The following is a 17,267-nucleotide window of genomic DNA, read 5'->3' on the forward strand; positions in this document are numbered from 1 at the left end:
GGCGTTCAACCCCGACGTCCCGGGCTCACGGCTGTTCCGGTGACTCAGCCGGCGCGGGCGTGCTCCACGAGCCAGCCGAGGGCGTCCTCGGCGCGCGCCAGCACCGAGATGTGCCCGGCGCCGGGCTCCACCCACAGCTCGGCGCCCGGCACCCGACCGGCGAGCCATCGCCCGTGCGAGGCCGGCACCATGCGGTCGGCCTCGCCGTGCACGACGAGCGTGGGTGCCGTGACCTCGGCAGGGTCGAAACCCCAGTCGCGCACGTAGGCGAGGTCGTCGTCCACGACCGGCGCGGGTCCGGCCGCGACCGCCGGACCGACGACCGACCCGAACCAGCCCCACGGCCCGGCGAACATCGCCTCGTCGGCGGGGAGGAAGCCGAGGTCCGCGGCCGACGGCTGGGGACCCCCGGCCCCGGCCGCCTCGTGACGCTCCTTCGCCGCCCTGCCGGCCACCGCGGCCCGCAGCGACGCCTCGCCACCCGGTGCCATCCCGGCGAACCAGTCGATCCCGGCGGCCGTCGCAGGCCCGTACGGCGCCACGGGCGAGATGGCGACGGCGGACCGGACCCGGGTGGGGAGCAGAGCCGCCGCGGCGAGGACGTGCGACCCACCGCCGGAGTGGCCCATCGCCGAGAACGTGCCGACGCCGAGGTGGTCGAGGACGCGTCGCACGTCGTCGGCGGCAGATCCGACGGAGCGGTCCGGTCGCGGCGTCGACCCGCCGTAGCCGGGCCGGTCGTAGCCGACCCACCGGACGCCGTGGCGTCGCCCGGCCGGGAACAGGGGCACGGGCGGTGGTCCGATGTTCGGGGTGCCGTGGAACCACACGACGACGGGCGGGTCCGCCACCCCTTCCGGCGCGCCCGTGTCGTAGGCGTGCAGCACCGAGCCGTCGGGCGCCTCGACGTCGAGCTCGCGGACGACCGGTGGTTCAGGGACGGAGGGGTCCGACCCGTGGGTCACCCGATCGGTCACTGGACCTCGCCCTTCCTCGGAGGTGTTCCACCCGGCGCGCGAGCACGTCGCCGCCGTGGTGAGCCTTGCACACGGGTACGTCCCATGGTCCGCTCGCACCCTGCCGGTACCGTCGCTGCGTGGCCGACGCCTCCGCATCCGAGACCTCCCCAGCCGGCGCGTCCCCTCCGGACGCGTCCGCACCCGGCATGTCCGGCCGCCTGTCCTCCGCGGGCGCGCGGCCCGCGAGGGAGACCGACGCCGTGGTCGCGGGGGCTCGCGCGGACGAGGCACAGCGGTCGGTGCAGCTGCTCTTCAGCAGGCCGCTCGCCGGGCTGCCGGCAACGACGCTGGCCCGCGTGCGCGCTCCCGCCGGGCGGGGCGACGGCTCGCTCGGCGGCCTGCGCGGCCCCTGGCACTACTGGTGGCAGGCTCACCACCTCGACGCCGTCGTCGACGCGGGACTGCGCCGACTGCGTGCGGGCGACCTCGCCGGCGCGGCCGCCGCGGCGGCCCGTGGCGACCGGGCCCTCGCCACGGTCCGGCTTCGCAACGGCGGCCGCTGGACCAACGAGTTCTACGACGACATGGCCTGGCTCGCCCTGGCAGCCGGACGCCTGGGCCGGCTGCACCGGTTCGTCGAACGACGACGCGGTCACCGCCGGCTCCGGTCGGTGCGGCGCGCGCTGACGGCCGAGCTGCGCTCGGCGCTGACCGACGACGTCGGTGGCGGCCTTTTCTGGAGCACCGACCGCGACCTCAAGAACGTCCCCGCGAGCGGGCCCGCGGCCCTCCACCTGGCCCGGCTCGGCGACCTCGACTCCGCGCGCCGCATCCTCGACTGGGCCTACGAGCGGCTCTGGTCCCCCGACTCCGGGCTCTTCGCCGACGGCATCCGGCTGCGCGAGGGCGCAGAGGTGCTCGTGCCCGACGTGTGGAGCTACAACCAGGGCACCGTCCTCGGCGCGCTCGTCACGGTCGGCGACCCCGAGAGCCTCGCCCGCGCAGCCGCGCTCGTCGCGGCGATAGACGCCGGGCTCACGGCATCCCGGGCCCTCGACGCGCCCGACACCTCCGCCCGCCCGGACGTCCAGGACGTGCAGGACGCGCCGGACGCGCCGGACGTGCCGGATGTCGCCCGCGTCCTGCGGACCCATGGGGCGGGGGACGGCGGCCTGTTCACCGGCATCCTCGCCCGCTACCTCGCGCTCGCGGCGGACACCGACCAGCTCGACGCGTCGGCCCGGTCGACCGCCTCTCGGCTCGTCCACGACACGGCGGACGCCTTCTGGGCCGGGCGCGACGCCGGCCGACGGGTCGGGCGACGTGGCCCTGCGACGGTGTTCTCGCTCGACCCGCTCCGACCGGCCTCGACCACCCTTCCCCCTCCCCAAGGTCTCGAGCTGTCCCCACAGCTGCAGGCGTGGACCGTGCTCGAAGCGGCCGCCCGGCTGGCCTGAGGCCCGTCGGCAGCACCGACGGGGCGGGTGCGCATCGGGCTCGGGCGGGCCAGACTCGGGGGATGGGAGGACCTCGACGCGTCACCACACCCTGGTCCGGTGGGCCGAGCCGGTTCGACAGGGTCCGGCACGTCGGCGCCTCGGCCACCCTGGCCGCCGTCCTCGCCGCATCCGCGTGCACCGGCGCCTCACCGGACACCACCACGACGCCGTCGACGCGCGGTGCGACGTCGGGCACGACACAGGGCACGACACAGGGCACGACGTCGAGCCCGACCTCGGGCCCGACGTCGAGCGCCGGGTCCGCGCCACCGGCGACGCGTCCGGCTCCGCCGACACCCGGCCCGGGAGCGCGCCCGGCCACGGCCGACCCGGCCTCCCTCCCGGCCCACATCGCGGCCCGGTACGAGGGCGGCAACCTCCGGCTCGGCCGCGAGCGCGGCAGCACCGAGGCGTACCGACAGTTCTACGCGACCTACGAGAGCAACGGGTTGACGATCTCCGGCCGCATCAACATCCCGCGCGGGAAGGGTCCGTTCCCGGCGGTCGTCCTCGCGCACGGCTACGTCGACCCGGCCGAGTACACCAACGGCGAGACGATGCTGCGCGAGCGCGACTACCTGGCCCGGCACGGATACGTGACGCTGCACATCGACTACCGCAACCACGCCCAGTCCGACACAGACCCCGACAACGACGCGAACCTGCGCGCGGGCTACACCGCCGACGCCATCAACGCAGCGCTGGCCCTGAAGAAGGCGCAGGTCGTCGACCCGCACCGCATCGCCCTCGTCGGTCGGTCGATGGGTGGCGGAGTCGTCTACTCGGCGCTCGTCGTGCGGCCGGGGCTCTTCCGAGCGGCCGTGGCCTACTCACCGGTGAGCTCGGACACCGTCGACAACTTCGACCGGTGGGTACGCCGAGACCCCGGCCGGGCGGGCGTGGCCCGCAAGGTCATCGCCCGGCTCGGCACCCCCGAGGCGCAGCCGGCACGGTGGGCCACGACGAGCCCACGGACGTACTTCGCGCGGATCACCGACCCGGTGCTCATCCACCACGGGACGGCGGACGAGGACTGCCCGATCACCTGGTCGGCCGAGACCGTCCGGGCGCTCCGGGCGGCGGGCAAGGACGTGACGTACGACGTCTACCCGGGCCAGCGACACACCTTCACGACGCAGTGGCCGCTATCGATCCGGCGCACGACGGCCTTCCTCGACGCCCGGCTGGGCTGACGCCGGGGCCTCGGGCCGACGCCCGCTTCGTGTCCGGCTCCGGACATGAGTACGGGGTGGGTCCGCATCCCCCTGCGGAACCCACCCCGTTCACATCCCCCTCCCCCAACGGAGCCGGAACGATGTCCCCCCTTGGCGCCGATCCCACCCCTGGTCGGCTCCCCGGTTCGTTCCCTCCCCGATGACCCATACTTTTCCGGACGAACTGCAAGTCGCAACCGGCCTTGCCCTCAGAATTTCTGCAAGAGTCCTGCAAGATCGGACAAACCTGACGAACGGGCGCGGGGGTCCGACGAAATCGCCTCAGCAACAAGGAGATTCGCTGGGGCTGGTGATGTGTACGTGACTGTTGTTACCGGTGGGACGTCGCGAGAGCGCCCATGGGGTCCCACGCCGGCAGGACGACCGGCTCGGCGTCGAGCGCCGCACGCAGCTCCTCCGGGAGCGCGTCGCGACGCACGGCGATCTCGAAGACGTGCTCGCCGAACCAGTTGTCGTTCATCGTCATGAACCCCTTGTCGCCCTTCTCGGTGCCCCAGCTGTTCTCGACGCGCCACCGACGCGGCACGTCCTCGACGAGGTCGACGCCGGTGAAGAGCATCGCGTGCGTCATGAGCGACTCGTGGTGCAGCAGGCGGTCGGCCTTGTCGAGGTCGGGTGTCGTGCCGTAGACGGCGGCGCGGTCGTAGAGGCCGGCGTCCCAGAGACCGAGGTCGGCGTTGGACATCTGACCGGTGTCGCAGCCGAACCAGACGGGTTCCCCGCCGACGATGGCGCGGGACGCGAGCGACTTCATGAGGTCTGTCTCGACGTTGAGGTAGGTGACCGGTGGGGCGCCGACGACGTTTCCCAGGTGCTCGACCGTGTACGTGCGGCCGTACGGGTTGGCCGGACGCGGGTCGTTGACGATGCAGACGTAGTCCGCGAGCGGCACGGTGACGTACGCCTCCGCGAACTCGAGGGGCGTCATCGTGCCCGCGCGGTGGAAGCCCTTGTCGGAGTCCTTCCACTGCCACAGGAACGACTCGGGCGGAGTGCCGAGGTGGATGGACAGCAGCCGGTGCACCGTGGCGAGCACGTCCTCCTTGGCCTCGGCCAGCTCGTCCGGCGTGGCACCGGCGGCGGCCCGGGCCCGCAGGTCGCGAGCGGCCTGGCGCAGCACCGTGGCGAGGTCACGGTTCATCGCGCGCGTGGTGCCGGAGGAGGCGGTCTCCGGCATCGCGGTCTTCGGCACGAGCCCGTGCTTGAGGACGAGCGCGACGAACATGTTCCACTGCCCACCGTCCTCGCTCGGCGTCGCGAGCAGGTGGGCCACGGTGCGGTCGTCGACGTCGCGGTCGGCGGTGGCCAGGATCGACTCGAGCCAGTGGTTGGCCTTCTCCAGCTTGTCGAAGAAGAGCAGGTGGTTCTGCGAGAACTCGAAGTCCTTGACGCCGAGCTTCTTGGCCGCGCCGGCGCGCAGGAGGTTCGTACCGGCGAAGAGCCAGCAGCGGCCGCTCTTCTCCTGCGACGTGGCGGTCCAGTCGTCGAGCAGGTGCGAGACCGAGTGGTCGATGCTCGTCACGACCCGGCGGTCGAGTGCGACGTCGTCGACCTGCGTCTTCGTGACCGCGTTCTGCAGGAGCCGCGCGGTGGCGTCGGCCTCGAAGGCCTTGGCGAACCGCTCGAGGACGTCGGGGGCGAGGTCACGGGGCATGCGGACTCCTTCGAGGAACGGGGTGGCGGTGCCTCGACCCTACGCCGCGGTCCGCTCCCCGGGGACGGTGCGGACGCGGCATCGACCGGTCTCGCGGTCAACCGTCGAGCGGGCGCTCCCAGAGCCGGGACGTCGACTCGAGCTTGTCGTAGACCCAGGGGCGCGTCTCCCCGGTCGGGCGGTACCCGAGGCTGTGCCAGAACGGGGCGGCGACGTCCGCGTTCGTGTCGACGACGGCCAGCCGCAGCGTGCCGACGTCGCCCCACTCGCGGGCGAGGCGCACGACCTCGTCGTGCATGGCGCGGCCGAGGCCACGGCCCCGGGTGCTGGCGTCGACGAGCAGGAGTCCGACGAACGCCGTGCCGGGTGCCGGGTAGCCGTGCAGCACGTCGGCGGCCGCGACGAGCCGTTCCCCGTCGAACAGGCCGAGGACGTGTTTGTCGGCGGGGTCGAAGTCGGGCGGAACGATCGTCAGGGTCGAGTAGCCGTCGCTCGGTCCGGGCGGGTAGCCGGTGACGCGCTCGGCGTAGCCGGGGTCGGTCTCGAGGAGGGCCTGGAGCAGGTCGTCGTCGCCGGGTCGGTCGAGTCCACGGACGGTCCGGGTCATCAGTGCAGGCTAACGCGGCCGGCCCTCCGGCTCCGGGACACCACCGGCCCGGCGGACGCCGCCGCTAGGCTGATTTCCGGACGTGATGCGTCCGGGACCGGAGGTCGACGTGCGCGACGAGACGAGCCCCACCTCGCGGGCGCTGCTCACCCTGGAGCTCATCCAGGGCAGTCCCGGCATCTCTGCGGACCGGCTCGCGGAGAAGCTCGACGTGTCCGAGCGGGCGACCCGGCGCTACGTCGGCATCCTGCGTGAGGCCGGCATCCCCATCGAGTCCGAACGCGGACCGTACGGCGGCTACCGGGTCGGGCGCGGGCTGCGCCTGCCGCCGCTCGTGTTCAGCGCACCCGAGGCGCTCGGCCTCGTCATGGCCGTCCTCGACGGCCACCACGAGGCCGGCGACCCGACGGACCCTGTCGGCAGCGCGCTCGGCAAGATCGTGCGGGCGCTGCCCGAGCCGGTGGCCCGGCAGGCCGAGGCGGTACGGCGCACGACGGCACCCGCACCGGACCACGCAGCGGTGCGCCCGGACCCGGGCACGACGAGCACCCTCGTCGGGGCCTGCGCCGACCGGCTCGTCGTCCGCCTGTCGTACCGGTCCGAGGCCGGGTCCGAGTGGGACATGGAGGTCGAGCCCTGGGCCGTCGTCGTGCGCCACGGGCGTTGGTACGTGCTGTGTCGACGCCGCCCCGGTGGCGAGGTGCGCACGTTCCGCGTCGACCGGGTCCTTCGGGTCGTGGTGCTCTCCGACCAGTTCACCCCGCCGGTCGATCTCGAACCGGTCGCGATGCTCGAGGAGCACCTGTCGGTCGGGTGGGAGTACCTGACCGACGTCGTCGTCGACGCCCCGCTGGCCACGGTGCGCGCGGCCCTGCCCCGCGGGCTCGGCCGGCTCGAGCCGGAGGGTGAGGATCACACCCGGCTCGTCGGCTCGACGAGCAACCCCGTCTGGTACGCCGAGCAGCTGACCCGGCTTCCGGCGTCCTTCCACGTCGCGGAGGGGCCGGAGCTCCGGGAGGCAGTGTGCGTGCTCGGTCGCCGGCTGCTCGAGGCCGGGCACCCGGTCACCGGAGGCCAGCAGGCCGGGTAGCCCTCCTGGCGTCCCCATCGGACCGGTTCCCGACGAACGACGTCCGGCCACGGGAGGGGTGGCAGGGCGCATGCGGCGCGCCGACGAGCCACGGGACCTCACCTCGCCCGCTCAGCATTGCTCCGCGTGGCGAGCCAAACGACGCCGCCCCGGCAGGGCCCGCGGGTCCGGGCCCCGCCGCCCAGGCGCAGCCCATGGACCGGCCCGACGGCCCCACCCCGTCCCCGACCGGTTCACCAGGCGGAGCAACGCCGACTGCCCGCGCACCCCGGCCCGCCCGAGGACTGGTTCGCCAGGCGGAGCAACGCCGACTGCGCACGCCAACCCGACCTCAGCCCACCGCCGGTTCACCAGGCGGAGCAACGCCGACTGCGCACGCCAATCCGACCTCAGCCCACCGCCGGTTCACCGGGCGGAGCAACGCCGACGGCGCCCCGCACCCCGCCTCGTCCCGGGACCGGCTCGCCAGGCGGAGCAACGCTGAGCAGCGACGTCCCCGCCCACGCGACGCCGGAGGGCCAGCAGGACGGCGCGGCGCCGCGACCTGTAATCGCCTGTGTGGCAGGGTGTCCCATCGTGCCCCGCCGCTCCCGCCTGCTCGTCTCAGCCGCCACCGCCTCCGTGCTCCTCGGGGGTTGCGGGCTCCCGAACTCGAGCCCGTGGTCGCCCGGTGGGCGGCCACACGCGTCGACCCGCGTCGACGCTCACGGGACACTCCCGACGACGCCCGCGCCCGCGAGCACCCAGGTCACGAGCACTCCGGCCACGACACCGGCGCAGGCCCGCGCCGCCCTGGCCCTGCTCGACCGGCTGCCCGTCAAGGGCCGCGCGCCGAAGACCGGGTATGCCCGCGATCAGTTCGGGCCCGCGTGGAACGACGACGTCGACGTGGCGGGTGGACACAACGGCTGCGACACGCGCAACGACGTGCTGCGCCGCGACCTCGCCTCCGCGCGCGTGAAGCCGGGAACGCACGACTGCGTCGTGCTGTCGGGGCGTCTCGCCGACCCCTACACCGGACGCGTCATCCTGTTCCACCGGGGCGCGTCGACGTCGTCGCAGGTCCAGATCGACCACGTCGTGGCGCTGGGCGACGCGTGGGTCAAGGGCGCCCGGCGGCTGTCCGCGGCTCAGCGCACCGCCCTGGCCAACGACCCCCTCAACCTCCTGGCCGTCGACGGCCCCACCAACAGTGCCAAGCGGGACTCGGACGCAGCCTCGTGGCTCCCACCGAACCGCGCCTTCCGCTGCACGTACGTGGCGCGCCAGGTGGCGGTGAAGACCCGGTACCACCTCTGGGTTACTGCCGCGGAGAAGGCCCAGGTGTCACGCCTCCTCACCGCGTGCGCCCGCCCGTCAGGTGACTCGTGAGGCGACTCGCGAAGGTGACTCGTGAGGCGAGCGCCCGGCGCGCGAGAATGCCCGGCATGACCGACCCCGGGCGCGCTCGCGAGGCACGACAGCTCCTGGTCGCCCAGACCGGACGCACCGCCACCGGCGCGCTGGAGGACCCCGCGCTCGTGGCCGCGGTCGTCGGCGTCGAGCGGCTCGTCGTCGCTACCGGCTCGACCGACGCGCAGACGCTGCGGGCTGCCCTCGAGGGCCGGACCGTCCCGGGCTCGGACGCCGCCGCGGTCGCGACCCTCGTCGCGGAGGCCGAGCGCCACGTGATCGCCGGACTGGCCCGGCGCGCCTCCGGCCAGTCCGTCGACGCCGGCGTCATCAACCCCGACGCCGGTACGTACCGGATGACGACCGACGCGACGCTGCTGCGTGCCGCCGTCCGCGCCGCACAGCGTTCCTTCGAGCAGATGCCCTACTACCGCGTGCGGTACGGCGAGAGGGGGTCGCGTTTCGCGAGCAGCGACTCGGCGTGGCTCATCTCGCTGGCGCCCCTCGGCGAGGACCGGGCGACGCGTCAGGTGCGGTGGCTCTCGGGCGTGCTCGCCGGACGCGGCATGCCCTCGTGGTTGCTGGAGACCCACCTGCACGAGCTGGTCCTCGAGGTGCGGGCCGCCGTCGGCGACGACGCGGTCGGCGCCCTGCCCGCGGCTCGGGACGCCCTGGCAGCGGGCCGTCGCCGTCACGTCGACGACGGCCTGCTCGTGCAGGCCGACGCGTGGGCCGTGTCGGCGCTCGGCGAGGCCCTGCCGGTGCCGCGCGCCGGGGCTCTCGTGGCCGCGGCGGCCGCCGACGACCTCGCCGGCGTCACCGCCGACGACCACTCGCTCATGGACTGGCTGACCGACCCCCCGCGCACGGCCCCGTCAGCAGCCGCCGCGCTGCACGAGGTGCGTCGACGCATCCGGGCCGCCGCCCACCCCTGAGCCGGCGGCATCCCCGGGCACCGGACGGGCCTAGAAGTTCGTCGCCATGTTCTGGAACCGGCTGAAGTGGCCCTGGAAGGCGACGACGATGGTGTCCGTCGGACCGTTTCGGTGCTTGGCCACGATGAGGTCGGCCTCGCCCTCGCGGGGGCTGTCGCGCTCGTAGGCGGCCTCACGGTGCAGGAGGATGACCATGTCGGCGTCCTGCTCGATCGAGCCCGACTCGCGCAGGTCGCTCATCGCGGGCTTCTTGTCGGTGCGCTGCTCGGGGCCACGGTTCAGCTGCGAGATGGCGATGACGGGCACCTCGAGCTCCTTGGCGAGCAGCTTGAGAGCACGTGAGAACTCCGAGACCTCTTGCTGACGGGACTCGACGCGCTTGCCGCTCGACATGAGCTGCAGGTAGTCGATGACGACGAGCTTGAGGTTGTGCCGCTGCTTGAGCCGTCGGCACTTGGCGCGGATCTCCATGAGCGACATGTTGGGCGAGTCGTCGATGAACAGGGGCGCGTCGGAGACCCGGCCCATGGTCGAGGCCAGCCGCGTCCAGTCCTCCTCACGCATCGTGCCCTTGCGCATGTGCTGGAGCTGGATGCCGGCCTCGGCCGAGAGCATGCGCATCGTGATCTCGGTGCGGCTCATCTCGAGGCTGAAGACGACGGCGGCCATCTTGTGCTTGATCGCCGCCGACCGGACGATGTCGAGCCCGATCGTGCTCTTGCCCATGGCCGGTCGAGCGGCGATGACGATCATCTGGCCGGGGTGCAGACCGTTGGTCAGGGCATCGAGATCGGTGAACCCCGTTGGGACACCGGTCATCTCGCCGGAACGGCCGGAGGCCACCTCGATCTCGTCGACCGTTGCCTCGATGATGTCGCCGATGGCGTGGTAGTCCTCGCCGCCGCGCTTGTCGGCGACGGCGTAGACCTCGGCCTGGGCCGCGTTGACGATGTCCTCGACGTCACCGCCGCCCTGGGCGTACCCCAGCTGGACGATGCGGGTGCCGGCCTCGACGAGGCGACGGAGGACGGCGCGTTCGGCGACGATCTGGGCGTAGTAGCCGGCGTTGGCGGCGGTGGGCACCGACGCGATGAGCTGGTGCAGGTAGGCCTGGCCGCCGACGCGGGTGAGGTCGCCGCGCTTGGTCAGCTCGTCCGAGACGGTGATGGCGTCGGCGGGCTCACCGCGCCCGTAGAGGTCGAGGATCGCGTCGTAGATGAGCTCGTGCGCGGGCCGGTAGAAGTCGGTGCCCTTGAGCTGCTCGACACAGTCGGCGATGGCGTCCTTGGACAGGAGCATGCCGCCGAGGACGGACTGCTCGGCGCCGACGTCCTGCGGCGGGAGCCGGTCGTCGGGCGGGCCCGCCTCACGTGTCGACGACGCGAACGCGCTGGTGCTCAGCTCGTCGAGCGACACGGACCCACCTTCCCCTGACTCACGGAACTACATCGGTGCAACTTCAGTAGACACCCATCCACCGACAGGCGCCGACAGGACCCGAGTCCGTCGAGTCGTGCCGCCCTCCCAAGAGCACCGACACACCGTAGGGCGGCTGCGGCGGCACGGACAACCTGGGGGCGGGGGGCATCGTCTCCTGCCTGTGGACAACCGGTGGACGACGATCCGCGACACGCCGTCAACAGGTGTGGACAAGGTGTGTGCACAACTGTGGGGAGGCGTCCGCCCGATCTCCGCACACCCACTCTGACCTGCGACGACGAGCGTCCACGGGGTGTGGAGGAGAGATTCCACGACCCTGTGGGGTTGTCCACAGAAGCTGGAGCCGCCACCCGTGAACAACTGCGGGGACTCCCTTTACCACCTCGTGGATCGTCGCGTGGTCGGTTCGGCCAGACCCGCGGCCGAGGCGTTGTAGTAGTCGCGGTTGCGCAGCCCCGCCGCGGCCGCCTCGTCGAGGACGACGACGGCGTCGGCGTGCCACTGGATCACCGACGCGGGACACGACGCCGACAGCGGCCCCTCGACGGCCGCGGCCACGGCGGCCGCCTTGCCGGCGCCGGAGGCGACGAGGACGAGCCGACGCGCGTCGAGGACGGTACCGAGGCCCTGCGTGACGCAGTGGGTCGGGACGGCGTCGACGTCGTCGCCGAAGAAGCGGGCGTTGTCCCGGCGCGTGCGGTCCGACAGCCGCTTGACGCGGGTCCGCGAGGCGAGAGACGAGCCGGGCTCGTTGAACCCGAGGTGACCGTTGGCGCCGATGCCGAGGATCTGCACGTCGACGCCACCCACGGCCAGGATCTCTCGCTCGTACTCCCTTGCCCCCGAAGCGAGCTCGCGTTCGGTGGTGCCGGACCCGTCCGGGACGTGGAGCCGCTCCGGGGGCAGCCCGAGCGGTTCGCAGACCTCACGCAGGAGCACCTGGCGGTAGGACTCCGGATGGCCCTCGGGCAGACCGACGTACTCGTCCAGGGCGAAGCCGTGGGCCCGTCGCAGGTCGAGGCGGCCGTCCTCGACCGCCCGCGAGAGCTCGGCGTAGAGCCCCAGCGGCGAGGACCCGGTCGCGAGCCCGAGCACGGGTTCGGGCCGCCCGGCGTCGGTGAGCCCGACCAGGACGGCCTGGGCGGCGCGCCGGGCGACGTCGGCAGGCGTCGGCAGGACGATGACCTCCATCAGCCCACCTGCTCGCCGGAGCGGCCGGTCCTGTCCGGCCGGGAGGCGGCGACGGCTGTCACCGTCATGAGGCGCTGCTGGGTCGTCATTCGTGGTGCCTTCCGGGAACGTGCGGTGGTGGCTGGGGCCGAGAGGGATGCGGGCGAGAGGATCCGGCGTGAGGGTCCGGGCGTGAGGGTCCGAGCGTGAGGCCCCGGGCGGGCCGGGAAGCGGCGGTTGGCTCAGCGTCAGGCGACGCCGAGCTGCTCCCAGAGGACGAGGACGGCGGCACCGCGCAGGACGATGTCGTCGGACCGGTCGGCGAGGCGGACGCTCAGGTCGGCCTCGGGCCGGGCGAGCAGGCGGGCACGGAGCGTCTCCTCCACGGCGTCCCGCAGCGCGCCTCCGACGAGGTGCTCGGGTCCGGACAGCACGACCTCGGACAGGTCGAGCGCGGCGACGACGGGAGCGAGGGCGATGCCGAGCCGCTCGCCGGCCTCCCGCAGGGGCGCCTCGTCGCCCGAGGTCGCGAGCGCCTTCTCCAGGTGCGGGGCGGACACCCACGTCTCGAGGCAGCCGACCTTGCCGCACCGACAGGGTGCGCCGCCGTCGGTGCCGACGGTGACGTGCCCGATCTCGCCGGCGGCGAAGTGGGCCCCGCGGACGCGGTGGCCGCCGACGATGACACCACCACCGACGCCGCGACCGATCTTGACGAGCACGAGGTCGTCGCCGCCGTCGCCGAGCGTGTAGTGCGCGTGCACGGCGGCGTCGGCGTCGTTGACGACGAAGACGGGCAGGTCGGTGGCACCGGCGACGACGTCGCGCAGGGGCACGTCGGTCCAGCCGAGGTTGGGCGCGGTGTCGATGGCGCCCTCGGGGCCCACGATGCCGGGGGTGCCGATGCCGATCCCGAGGATCGGCGCCGTCGCGGCCCCGACGAGCTCGTGGACGAGGTCGAGCACGGAGTCGAGGACGGCCTGGCCGGAGTCCTCGCCGATGGGGCGCTCGGCGCGCACGAGGATGGTGCCGTCGAGGTCCATGACGGCGCCGCGGAGCACCTCGTGGGCCGCGAGGTCGACCCCGATGGCCTGCAGGCCGGTGCGGTTGACGTCGACGAGCAGGGCCGGCTTGCCGGGGCGCACCTCGTCGGAGGGGCCGAGCTCGACGGCGTGGCCGCTGTCGACGAGCTCGGCGACGAGGTCCGAGACGGTCACCTTGCTCATGCCCAGACGGCGGGCGAGGTCGGCACGGCTCATCGCGCCGACCGAGTAGAGCAGCTGGAGCACGAGCGACAGGTTGTGCCGGCGGCCGTGAGCGGGGAGCACGGCGGTGCGCGGGGACACGCGTCCGGCGCGGGGCGGGGCGGTCGTCATGGAGGTTAGTAAACTTTACGAACTTCCATGTCCGCAAGGCCCCACACGACAGATCCGCCCGCCCGGACGGCCGTCGCGGCCCGCGAACGCGCTGCCCGACGGCGGGGCGACATACCCTCGGAGCATGTGCCGCAACATCCGACAGCTCCACAACTTCGAGCCGCCCGCCACGAGCGACGAGGTCCGCGCCGCCGCCCTCCAGTACGTGCGCAAGGTGAGCGGCAGCACCCGGCCCAGCCAGACCAACCAGCACGCCTTCGACGAGGCCGTCGAGGCGATCGCCCACGCCACCCAGCACCTGCTCGACCACCTGACGACGAGCGCCCCGCCCAAGGACCGCGACGTCGAGCGCGAACGGGCCCGCGCCCGCAACGCCGTCCGCTTCGGCACCCCGGCCTGACGGCCGACGCCGGCGGGCGGGCGCCGTGGGCTTCTGGGCCGAGCAGGTGACGCCGCGCCTCGTCGCGGCCGGTGGCGAGGACGAGTCCATCCGGGCACTGCGCTCCCGCGCCTGCGAAGGTCTGCGCGGTGACGTCGTCGAGCTCGGGTTCGGCAGTGGCCTCAACGTCGGCCTCTACCCGGACGCCGTGACGCGCATCGTCGCGGTCGAGCCCTCGGACGTGGGGTGGCGGCTGGGAGCCGGGCGACGCTCGCGCAGCTCGGTCCCCATCGTCCGCGGCGACCTCGACGGGCAACGCCTCAGCCTCCCGGACGCCAGCGTCGACGCGGTCCTGTCGACCTTCACCCTGTGCACGATCCCGGACGTGACGGCGGCCCTCGACGAGGTGCGGCGCGTGCTGAAGGAGGGCGGCACCCTGCACTTCCTCGAGCACGGCGTCGCCCCGGACGAGGGCGTGCGTCGGTGGCAGCGCCGTCTCGAGCCCCTGCAGAGGCGCGTGTTCGACGGGTGCCACCTGACGCGTCCGATCGACCGGCTCGTCGAGGGGTCCGGACTGGCCCTCGTCGAGGTCGAGCGGGCGTATGCGCCCCTGCCCCGCCTCATGCGCCCGTGGGTCTTCGGCTACCTCGGCCGCGCGGTCAAGCGCTCACGCTTCGATCACGGGCCGGCGGCGTCGGACCCGGCCGCTACCGTGGAGCAATGAGGACCGGACCGCACCCCGCCCTGGCCTCGGAGGTGCGGACCGTTCTGCTCGCCGGCGCCGACGCGGAGCGCGCCGCGGGCCAGCAGCGCTACATGAAGTCGGCGCTGCCGTCCGCCGGGCTCACCTCGCCCCGGCTCAAGGCCGCACTGACTCCCCTCCTGCGCGACCCCCGCCTCCGGATGGAGTCGCGCGAACAGTGGCAAGCCACCATCGAGCAGCTCTGGCGCACCGCCACCCTCCGTGAGCAGTGGTACGCCGCCCTCGCCCTCGCGCGTCACCCGGCGTACCGGCACTGGGTCGACAGCGACGCGATGCCGTTGTGGGAGAGGCTGATCCGCGCCGGCGCCTGGTGGGACGTCGTCGACGACATCGCGACCCACCTCGTGCGCGACACGCTCGCCGGCGCTCCGCAGGTCGAGGGGTTGCGGATGCGCGACTGGTCCGGCAGCGACTCGATGTGGGTGCGGCGAGCCTCGATCATCTGCCAGGTCGGTGCGGGGCCGCGCCTCGACCAGGACCTGCTCACCGCCACCATCGAGGCGAACATCGCGGACCGGGACTTCTTCATCCGCAAGGCGATCGGCTGGGCGCTGCGCGACCACGCGCGCCACGACCCCGCGTGGGTGCGCGCGTTCGTGTCCGCGCATCCCGGCCTGTCCGGACTGTCCCGCCGCGAGGCCCTCAAGCACCTCGGCCCGCCCACGGTCGACGCCCCGTCCGCCGCCCGGGTGGCGCAGGCATGAGCGCCCCCGCACCGACGACGCACCGTCGCGACATCCTCCGGCTCGCCGTCCCGGCGTTCCTGGCCCTCATCGCCGAGCCGCTCTTCCTCCTGGCCGACTCGGCGATCGTCGGCCACCTCGGCACGGCGCAGCTGGCCGGACTCGGGGTGGCGAGCGCGGCTCTCGTGACCGCTGCCGGCATCTTCGTCTTCCTGGCCTACGGCACGACGAGCGTCGTCGCCCGCCACCTCGGCGCCGGCGACGACCGCGCGGCCATCGGCGCCGGCATCGACGGCCTGTGGCTCGCCCTCGGCCTCGGCGCGGGCACGGCGGTGCTCACCGCCCTCGCGGCCCGCCCGATCTGTGCCGCGTTCGGCGCGTCCCCGGAGGTCCTCGAGCAGGCGACGACGTACCTGCGCATCTCCGCGCTCGGCCTGCCCGCGATGCTCGTGGTGCTCGCCGTCACCGGCGTGCTCCGCGGGCTCCAGGACACGACGACCCCGCTCGTCGCGTCGGTCGTCGGGTTCGGCGCGAACCTCGCACTCAACCTCACCTTCGTCTACGGGTTGCACTGGGGCATCGCCGGATCCGCCTGGGGCACCGTCATCGCCCAGACCGGCATGGCAGCGGGGCTCGTCACCGCCCTGCTCGTCAAGGCGCGTGCACGCCACGCCAACCTGCGGCCCCATCCGGGACGCGTCCTGGCCGCTGCGCGCACCGGCGTCCCGCTGCTCGTGCGTACGCTCGCCCTCCGCGCCACGCTGCTCCTCACGACGTGGGTGGCCGCGTCGCTCGGCGACGTCACCCTCGCAGCGCACCAGGTGGCGATGACGGTGTGGTCGTTCCTCGCCTTCGCCCTCGACGCGCTGGCCATCGCGGCCCAGGCCATCACCGGCCGCGCCCTCGGCGCGGGTGACCGCGAAGGCGTCCGCGCCGCCATGGGCACGATGGTCCGCTGGGGGGTGTGGGGCGGCCTCGCGGTCGGTCTCGTCGTGACGGCGCTGCACGGGGTCCTGCCGGCTCTGTTCACCGGCGACCCCGCGGTGCGCGACGCGCTCGGCGCGGCCCTCGTCGTCGTCGGACTCGGCCAGGCGGTGGCCGGCTACGTCTTCGTCCTCGACGGCGTGCTCATCGGCGCCGGCGACGGCCGCTGGCTGGCCGGGGGCATGGTCGTGACGCTCCTCGCCTACCTGCCGGTGGTCCTCGCGGTGCGGGCGGTGGGGCCGACCGGCTCGGCGGTGCACGACGTCGTCGTCCTGTGGCTCGCGTTCACGCTGTTCATGGTGGTCCGCGGCGCCGGCCTGTGGTGGCGGGGCCGCCAGGACGACTGGATGGTCGTCGGCGCGACGTAGCGCCACATGGCGCCAGGTAGCGCGAGGTAGCGCCTTGGAGCGCCGCGTCGAGCCTCGTACGCGCCTCGGGTGCCGGTCCCTTCGCCCACCCCCGAGGGCCGGCGCCGGTCAGGTGTTCCCGTGACGGTTGTCCCGACGCGTCAGCCACGCCTTCTTCGCCGCTGCGCTGCGACGCCGTCGGCTCGCCTCCCGCTGCTGCTCGGCCCGACGCTCGGCCGCCTCGGCCCGACGCCGAGCGGCGGCCACCCGACGACGTTCCCGCTCGAGCACCGCCTCCGAGCGCACCGGCCACACGTAGGGCAGGTCCGGTGGCACGTCCGGGAAGAGCGGGCCGTAGTGCTCGGGGTCCTTGCGCACGAGCGCGGAACGGTGGCTGCGGGCCACCTCGTCGTCGAACAGCCAGGGCGGCAGCCCACCGCCCGCGCGCAGTTCCTCGTAGCCGCGCAGCCGCGTGACGCCGGCAGCCCTCAGGTCCGCGACGATGGTCGCCGCGCACGAGTCGTCGAAGCCGCGCGCCACCCACTCCTCGCACATCGCCAGGCCGTAGCGGCCGAGCGCCTCCTCGTAGCCCTTCCACATGAGGACCGCCGGGTGCGACGCCCACGCGTACCCCGGCACGGTGAGCGCCCGGACGATCTGGATGACCTCGACACGCTGCTTGCCGAGCCGACGCTGGTCGAGCGCGCGCGCCGTGGCCGCGAAGTCGGGGTGGGGCACGAAGGTCTGCACAGGG

At 73.7% G+C, this 17,267-nt stretch carries 16 protein-coding genes; 9 read left to right on the forward strand and 7 right to left on the reverse strand.

The window, feature by feature from the left end; genetic code table 11:
* Positions 1 to 44: 44 nt before the first annotated feature.
* Entirely contained in the window at positions 45 to 977 is a 933-nt protein-coding gene (locus tag AC1VM9_RS07665; RefSeq protein ID WP_483122164.1) for an alpha/beta fold hydrolase, read from the reverse strand.
* A gap of 119 nt (positions 978 to 1,096) precedes the next feature.
* On the opposite strand from AC1VM9_RS07665, the gene AC1VM9_RS07670 reads away from it, so the two are divergent.
* Both AC1VM9_RS07670 and AC1VM9_RS07675 read left to right on the forward strand, forming a co-directional pair.
* Positions 1,097 to 2,416 (forward strand): glycoside hydrolase family 76 protein, encoded by a 1,320-nt coding sequence (locus tag AC1VM9_RS07670; RefSeq protein WP_483122166.1) that lies wholly within the window; start codon positions 1,097 to 1,099, stop codon positions 2,414 to 2,416.
* 62 nt (positions 2,417 to 2,478) lie between these two features.
* Positions 2,479 to 3,651, forward strand: coding sequence for an alpha/beta hydrolase family protein (locus tag AC1VM9_RS07675; RefSeq protein ID WP_483122167.1), 1,173 nt, complete (start codon positions 2,479 to 2,481; stop codon positions 3,649 to 3,651).
* Between the two features lie 352 nt (positions 3,652 to 4,003).
* On the opposite strand, the gene AC1VM9_RS07680 is transcribed toward AC1VM9_RS07675, so the two are convergent.
* Together AC1VM9_RS07680 and AC1VM9_RS07685 are read right to left on the reverse strand one after the other, a co-directional pair.
* Entirely contained in the window at positions 4,004 to 5,347 is a 1,344-nt protein-coding gene (locus tag AC1VM9_RS07680; protein WP_483122169.1) for a C1 family peptidase, read from the reverse strand.
* A gap of 97 nt (positions 5,348 to 5,444) precedes the next feature.
* Positions 5,445 to 5,954 carry a GNAT family N-acetyltransferase gene (locus AC1VM9_RS07685; protein WP_481345614.1) on the reverse strand — a complete coding sequence of 170 codons (510 nt, stop codon included), beginning with the start codon at positions 5,952 to 5,954 and terminating at the stop codon, positions 5,445 to 5,447.
* Positions 5,955 to 6,039: 85 nt separating this feature from the next.
* Between AC1VM9_RS07685 and AC1VM9_RS07690 the strand changes: the two genes are divergently transcribed.
* From AC1VM9_RS07690 to AC1VM9_RS07700, 3 genes are all read left to right on the forward strand, one after another.
* Entirely contained in the window at positions 6,040 to 7,044 is a 1,005-nt protein-coding gene (locus AC1VM9_RS07690; protein WP_483122171.1) for a helix-turn-helix transcriptional regulator, read from the forward strand.
* 576 nt (positions 7,045 to 7,620) lie between these two features.
* Positions 7,621 to 8,415: an HNH endonuclease family protein gene (locus tag AC1VM9_RS07695; protein WP_483122173.1), complete on the forward strand. Its 795-nt coding sequence runs from the start codon at positions 7,621 to 7,623 to the stop codon at positions 8,413 to 8,415.
* 56 nt (positions 8,416 to 8,471) lie between these two features.
* Complete coding sequence (locus AC1VM9_RS07700) at positions 8,472 to 9,371, forward strand: hypothetical protein (protein ID WP_483122175.1); 900 nt, start codon at positions 8,472 to 8,474, stop codon at positions 9,369 to 9,371.
* Between the two features lie 30 nt (positions 9,372 to 9,401).
* Here AC1VM9_RS07700 and dnaB read toward each other — a convergent pair whose 3' ends face one another.
* The 3 genes from dnaB to AC1VM9_RS07715 all read right to left on the reverse strand — a co-directional run bounded on the left by dnaB (position 9,402) and on the right by AC1VM9_RS07715 (position 13,357).
* The gene (gene dnaB, locus AC1VM9_RS07705) at positions 9,402 to 10,787 is read right to left on the reverse strand and encodes a replicative DNA helicase (protein ID WP_481341717.1); all 1,386 of its coding nucleotides are present in this window, start codon (positions 10,785 to 10,787) and stop codon (positions 9,402 to 9,404) included.
* A 399-nt stretch (positions 10,788 to 11,186) separates the two neighbouring features.
* Positions 11,187 to 12,002: a glucosamine-6-phosphate deaminase gene (locus AC1VM9_RS07710; protein ID WP_483122177.1), complete on the reverse strand. Its 816-nt coding sequence runs from the start codon at positions 12,000 to 12,002 to the stop codon at positions 11,187 to 11,189.
* A gap of 227 nt (positions 12,003 to 12,229) precedes the next feature.
* Positions 12,230 to 13,357 (reverse strand): ROK family transcriptional regulator, encoded by a 1,128-nt coding sequence (locus tag AC1VM9_RS07715; protein WP_483122179.1) that lies wholly within the window; start codon positions 13,355 to 13,357, stop codon positions 12,230 to 12,232.
* A 124-nt stretch (positions 13,358 to 13,481) separates the two neighbouring features.
* Between AC1VM9_RS07715 and AC1VM9_RS07720 the strand changes: the two genes are divergently transcribed.
* From AC1VM9_RS07720 to AC1VM9_RS07735, 4 genes are read left to right on the forward strand one after another with little or no spacing between them, the layout of a single operon-like run.
* Complete coding sequence (locus AC1VM9_RS07720; RefSeq protein WP_483122181.1) at positions 13,482 to 13,757, forward strand: DUF2277 domain-containing protein; 276 nt, start codon at positions 13,482 to 13,484, stop codon at positions 13,755 to 13,757.
* Between the two features lie 25 nt (positions 13,758 to 13,782).
* Positions 13,783 to 14,460 (forward strand): class I SAM-dependent methyltransferase, encoded by a 678-nt coding sequence (locus AC1VM9_RS07725; protein ID WP_483122183.1) that lies wholly within the window; start codon positions 13,783 to 13,785, stop codon positions 14,458 to 14,460.
* Positions 14,457 to 15,203, forward strand: coding sequence for a DNA alkylation repair protein (locus AC1VM9_RS07730; RefSeq protein ID WP_483122184.1), 747 nt, complete (start codon positions 14,457 to 14,459; stop codon positions 15,201 to 15,203). The genes AC1VM9_RS07725 and AC1VM9_RS07730 overlap by 4 nt, the downstream gene beginning before the upstream one ends.
* Positions 15,200 to 16,534, forward strand: coding sequence for an MATE family efflux transporter (locus tag AC1VM9_RS07735; protein ID WP_483122186.1), 1,335 nt, complete (start codon positions 15,200 to 15,202; stop codon positions 16,532 to 16,534). Before AC1VM9_RS07730 ends, AC1VM9_RS07735 begins: the two co-directional genes overlap by 4 nt.
* Before the next feature lie 108 nt (positions 16,535 to 16,642).
* Here the strand turns inward: AC1VM9_RS07735 and AC1VM9_RS07740 are convergent, their stop codons facing one another.
* Positions 16,643 to 17,263, reverse strand: a complete 621-nt coding sequence (locus tag AC1VM9_RS07740) for an MSMEG_6728 family protein (protein ID WP_483122188.1) — start codon at positions 17,261 to 17,263, stop codon at positions 16,643 to 16,645.
* Positions 17,264 to 17,267: the final 4 nt, after the last annotated feature.

This window comes from Monashia sp. HAY1-11D, assembly GCF_056868035.1.

Coding starts and splice junctions, on each gene's coding strand:
- AC1VM9_RS07675 (WP_483122167.1), top strand. CDS start 2,479: ATGGGAGGACCTCGACGCGTCACCACACCCTGGTCCGGTGGGCCGAGC.
- AC1VM9_RS07680 (WP_483122169.1), bottom strand. CDS start 5,347: ATGCCCCGTGACCTCGCCCCCGACGTCCTCGAGCGGTTCGCCAAGGCC.
- AC1VM9_RS07685 (WP_481345614.1), bottom strand. CDS start 5,954: ATGACCCGGACCGTCCGTGGACTCGACCGACCCGGCGACGACGACCTG.
- AC1VM9_RS07690 (WP_483122171.1), top strand. CDS start 6,040: ATGCGTCCGGGACCGGAGGTCGACGTGCGCGACGAGACGAGCCCCACC.
- AC1VM9_RS07700 (WP_483122175.1), top strand. CDS start 8,472: ATGACCGACCCCGGGCGCGCTCGCGAGGCACGACAGCTCCTGGTCGCC.
- AC1VM9_RS07710 (WP_483122177.1), bottom strand. CDS start 12,002: ATGGAGGTCATCGTCCTGCCGACGCCTGCCGACGTCGCCCGGCGCGCC.
- AC1VM9_RS07715 (WP_483122179.1), bottom strand. CDS start 13,357: ATGACGACCGCCCCGCCCCGCGCCGGACGCGTGTCCCCGCGCACCGCC.
- AC1VM9_RS07720 (WP_483122181.1), top strand. CDS start 13,482: ATGTGCCGCAACATCCGACAGCTCCACAACTTCGAGCCGCCCGCCACG.
- AC1VM9_RS07730 (WP_483122184.1), top strand. CDS start 14,457: ATGAGGACCGGACCGCACCCCGCCCTGGCCTCGGAGGTGCGGACCGTT.
- AC1VM9_RS07735 (WP_483122186.1), top strand. CDS start 15,200: ATGAGCGCCCCCGCACCGACGACGCACCGTCGCGACATCCTCCGGCTC.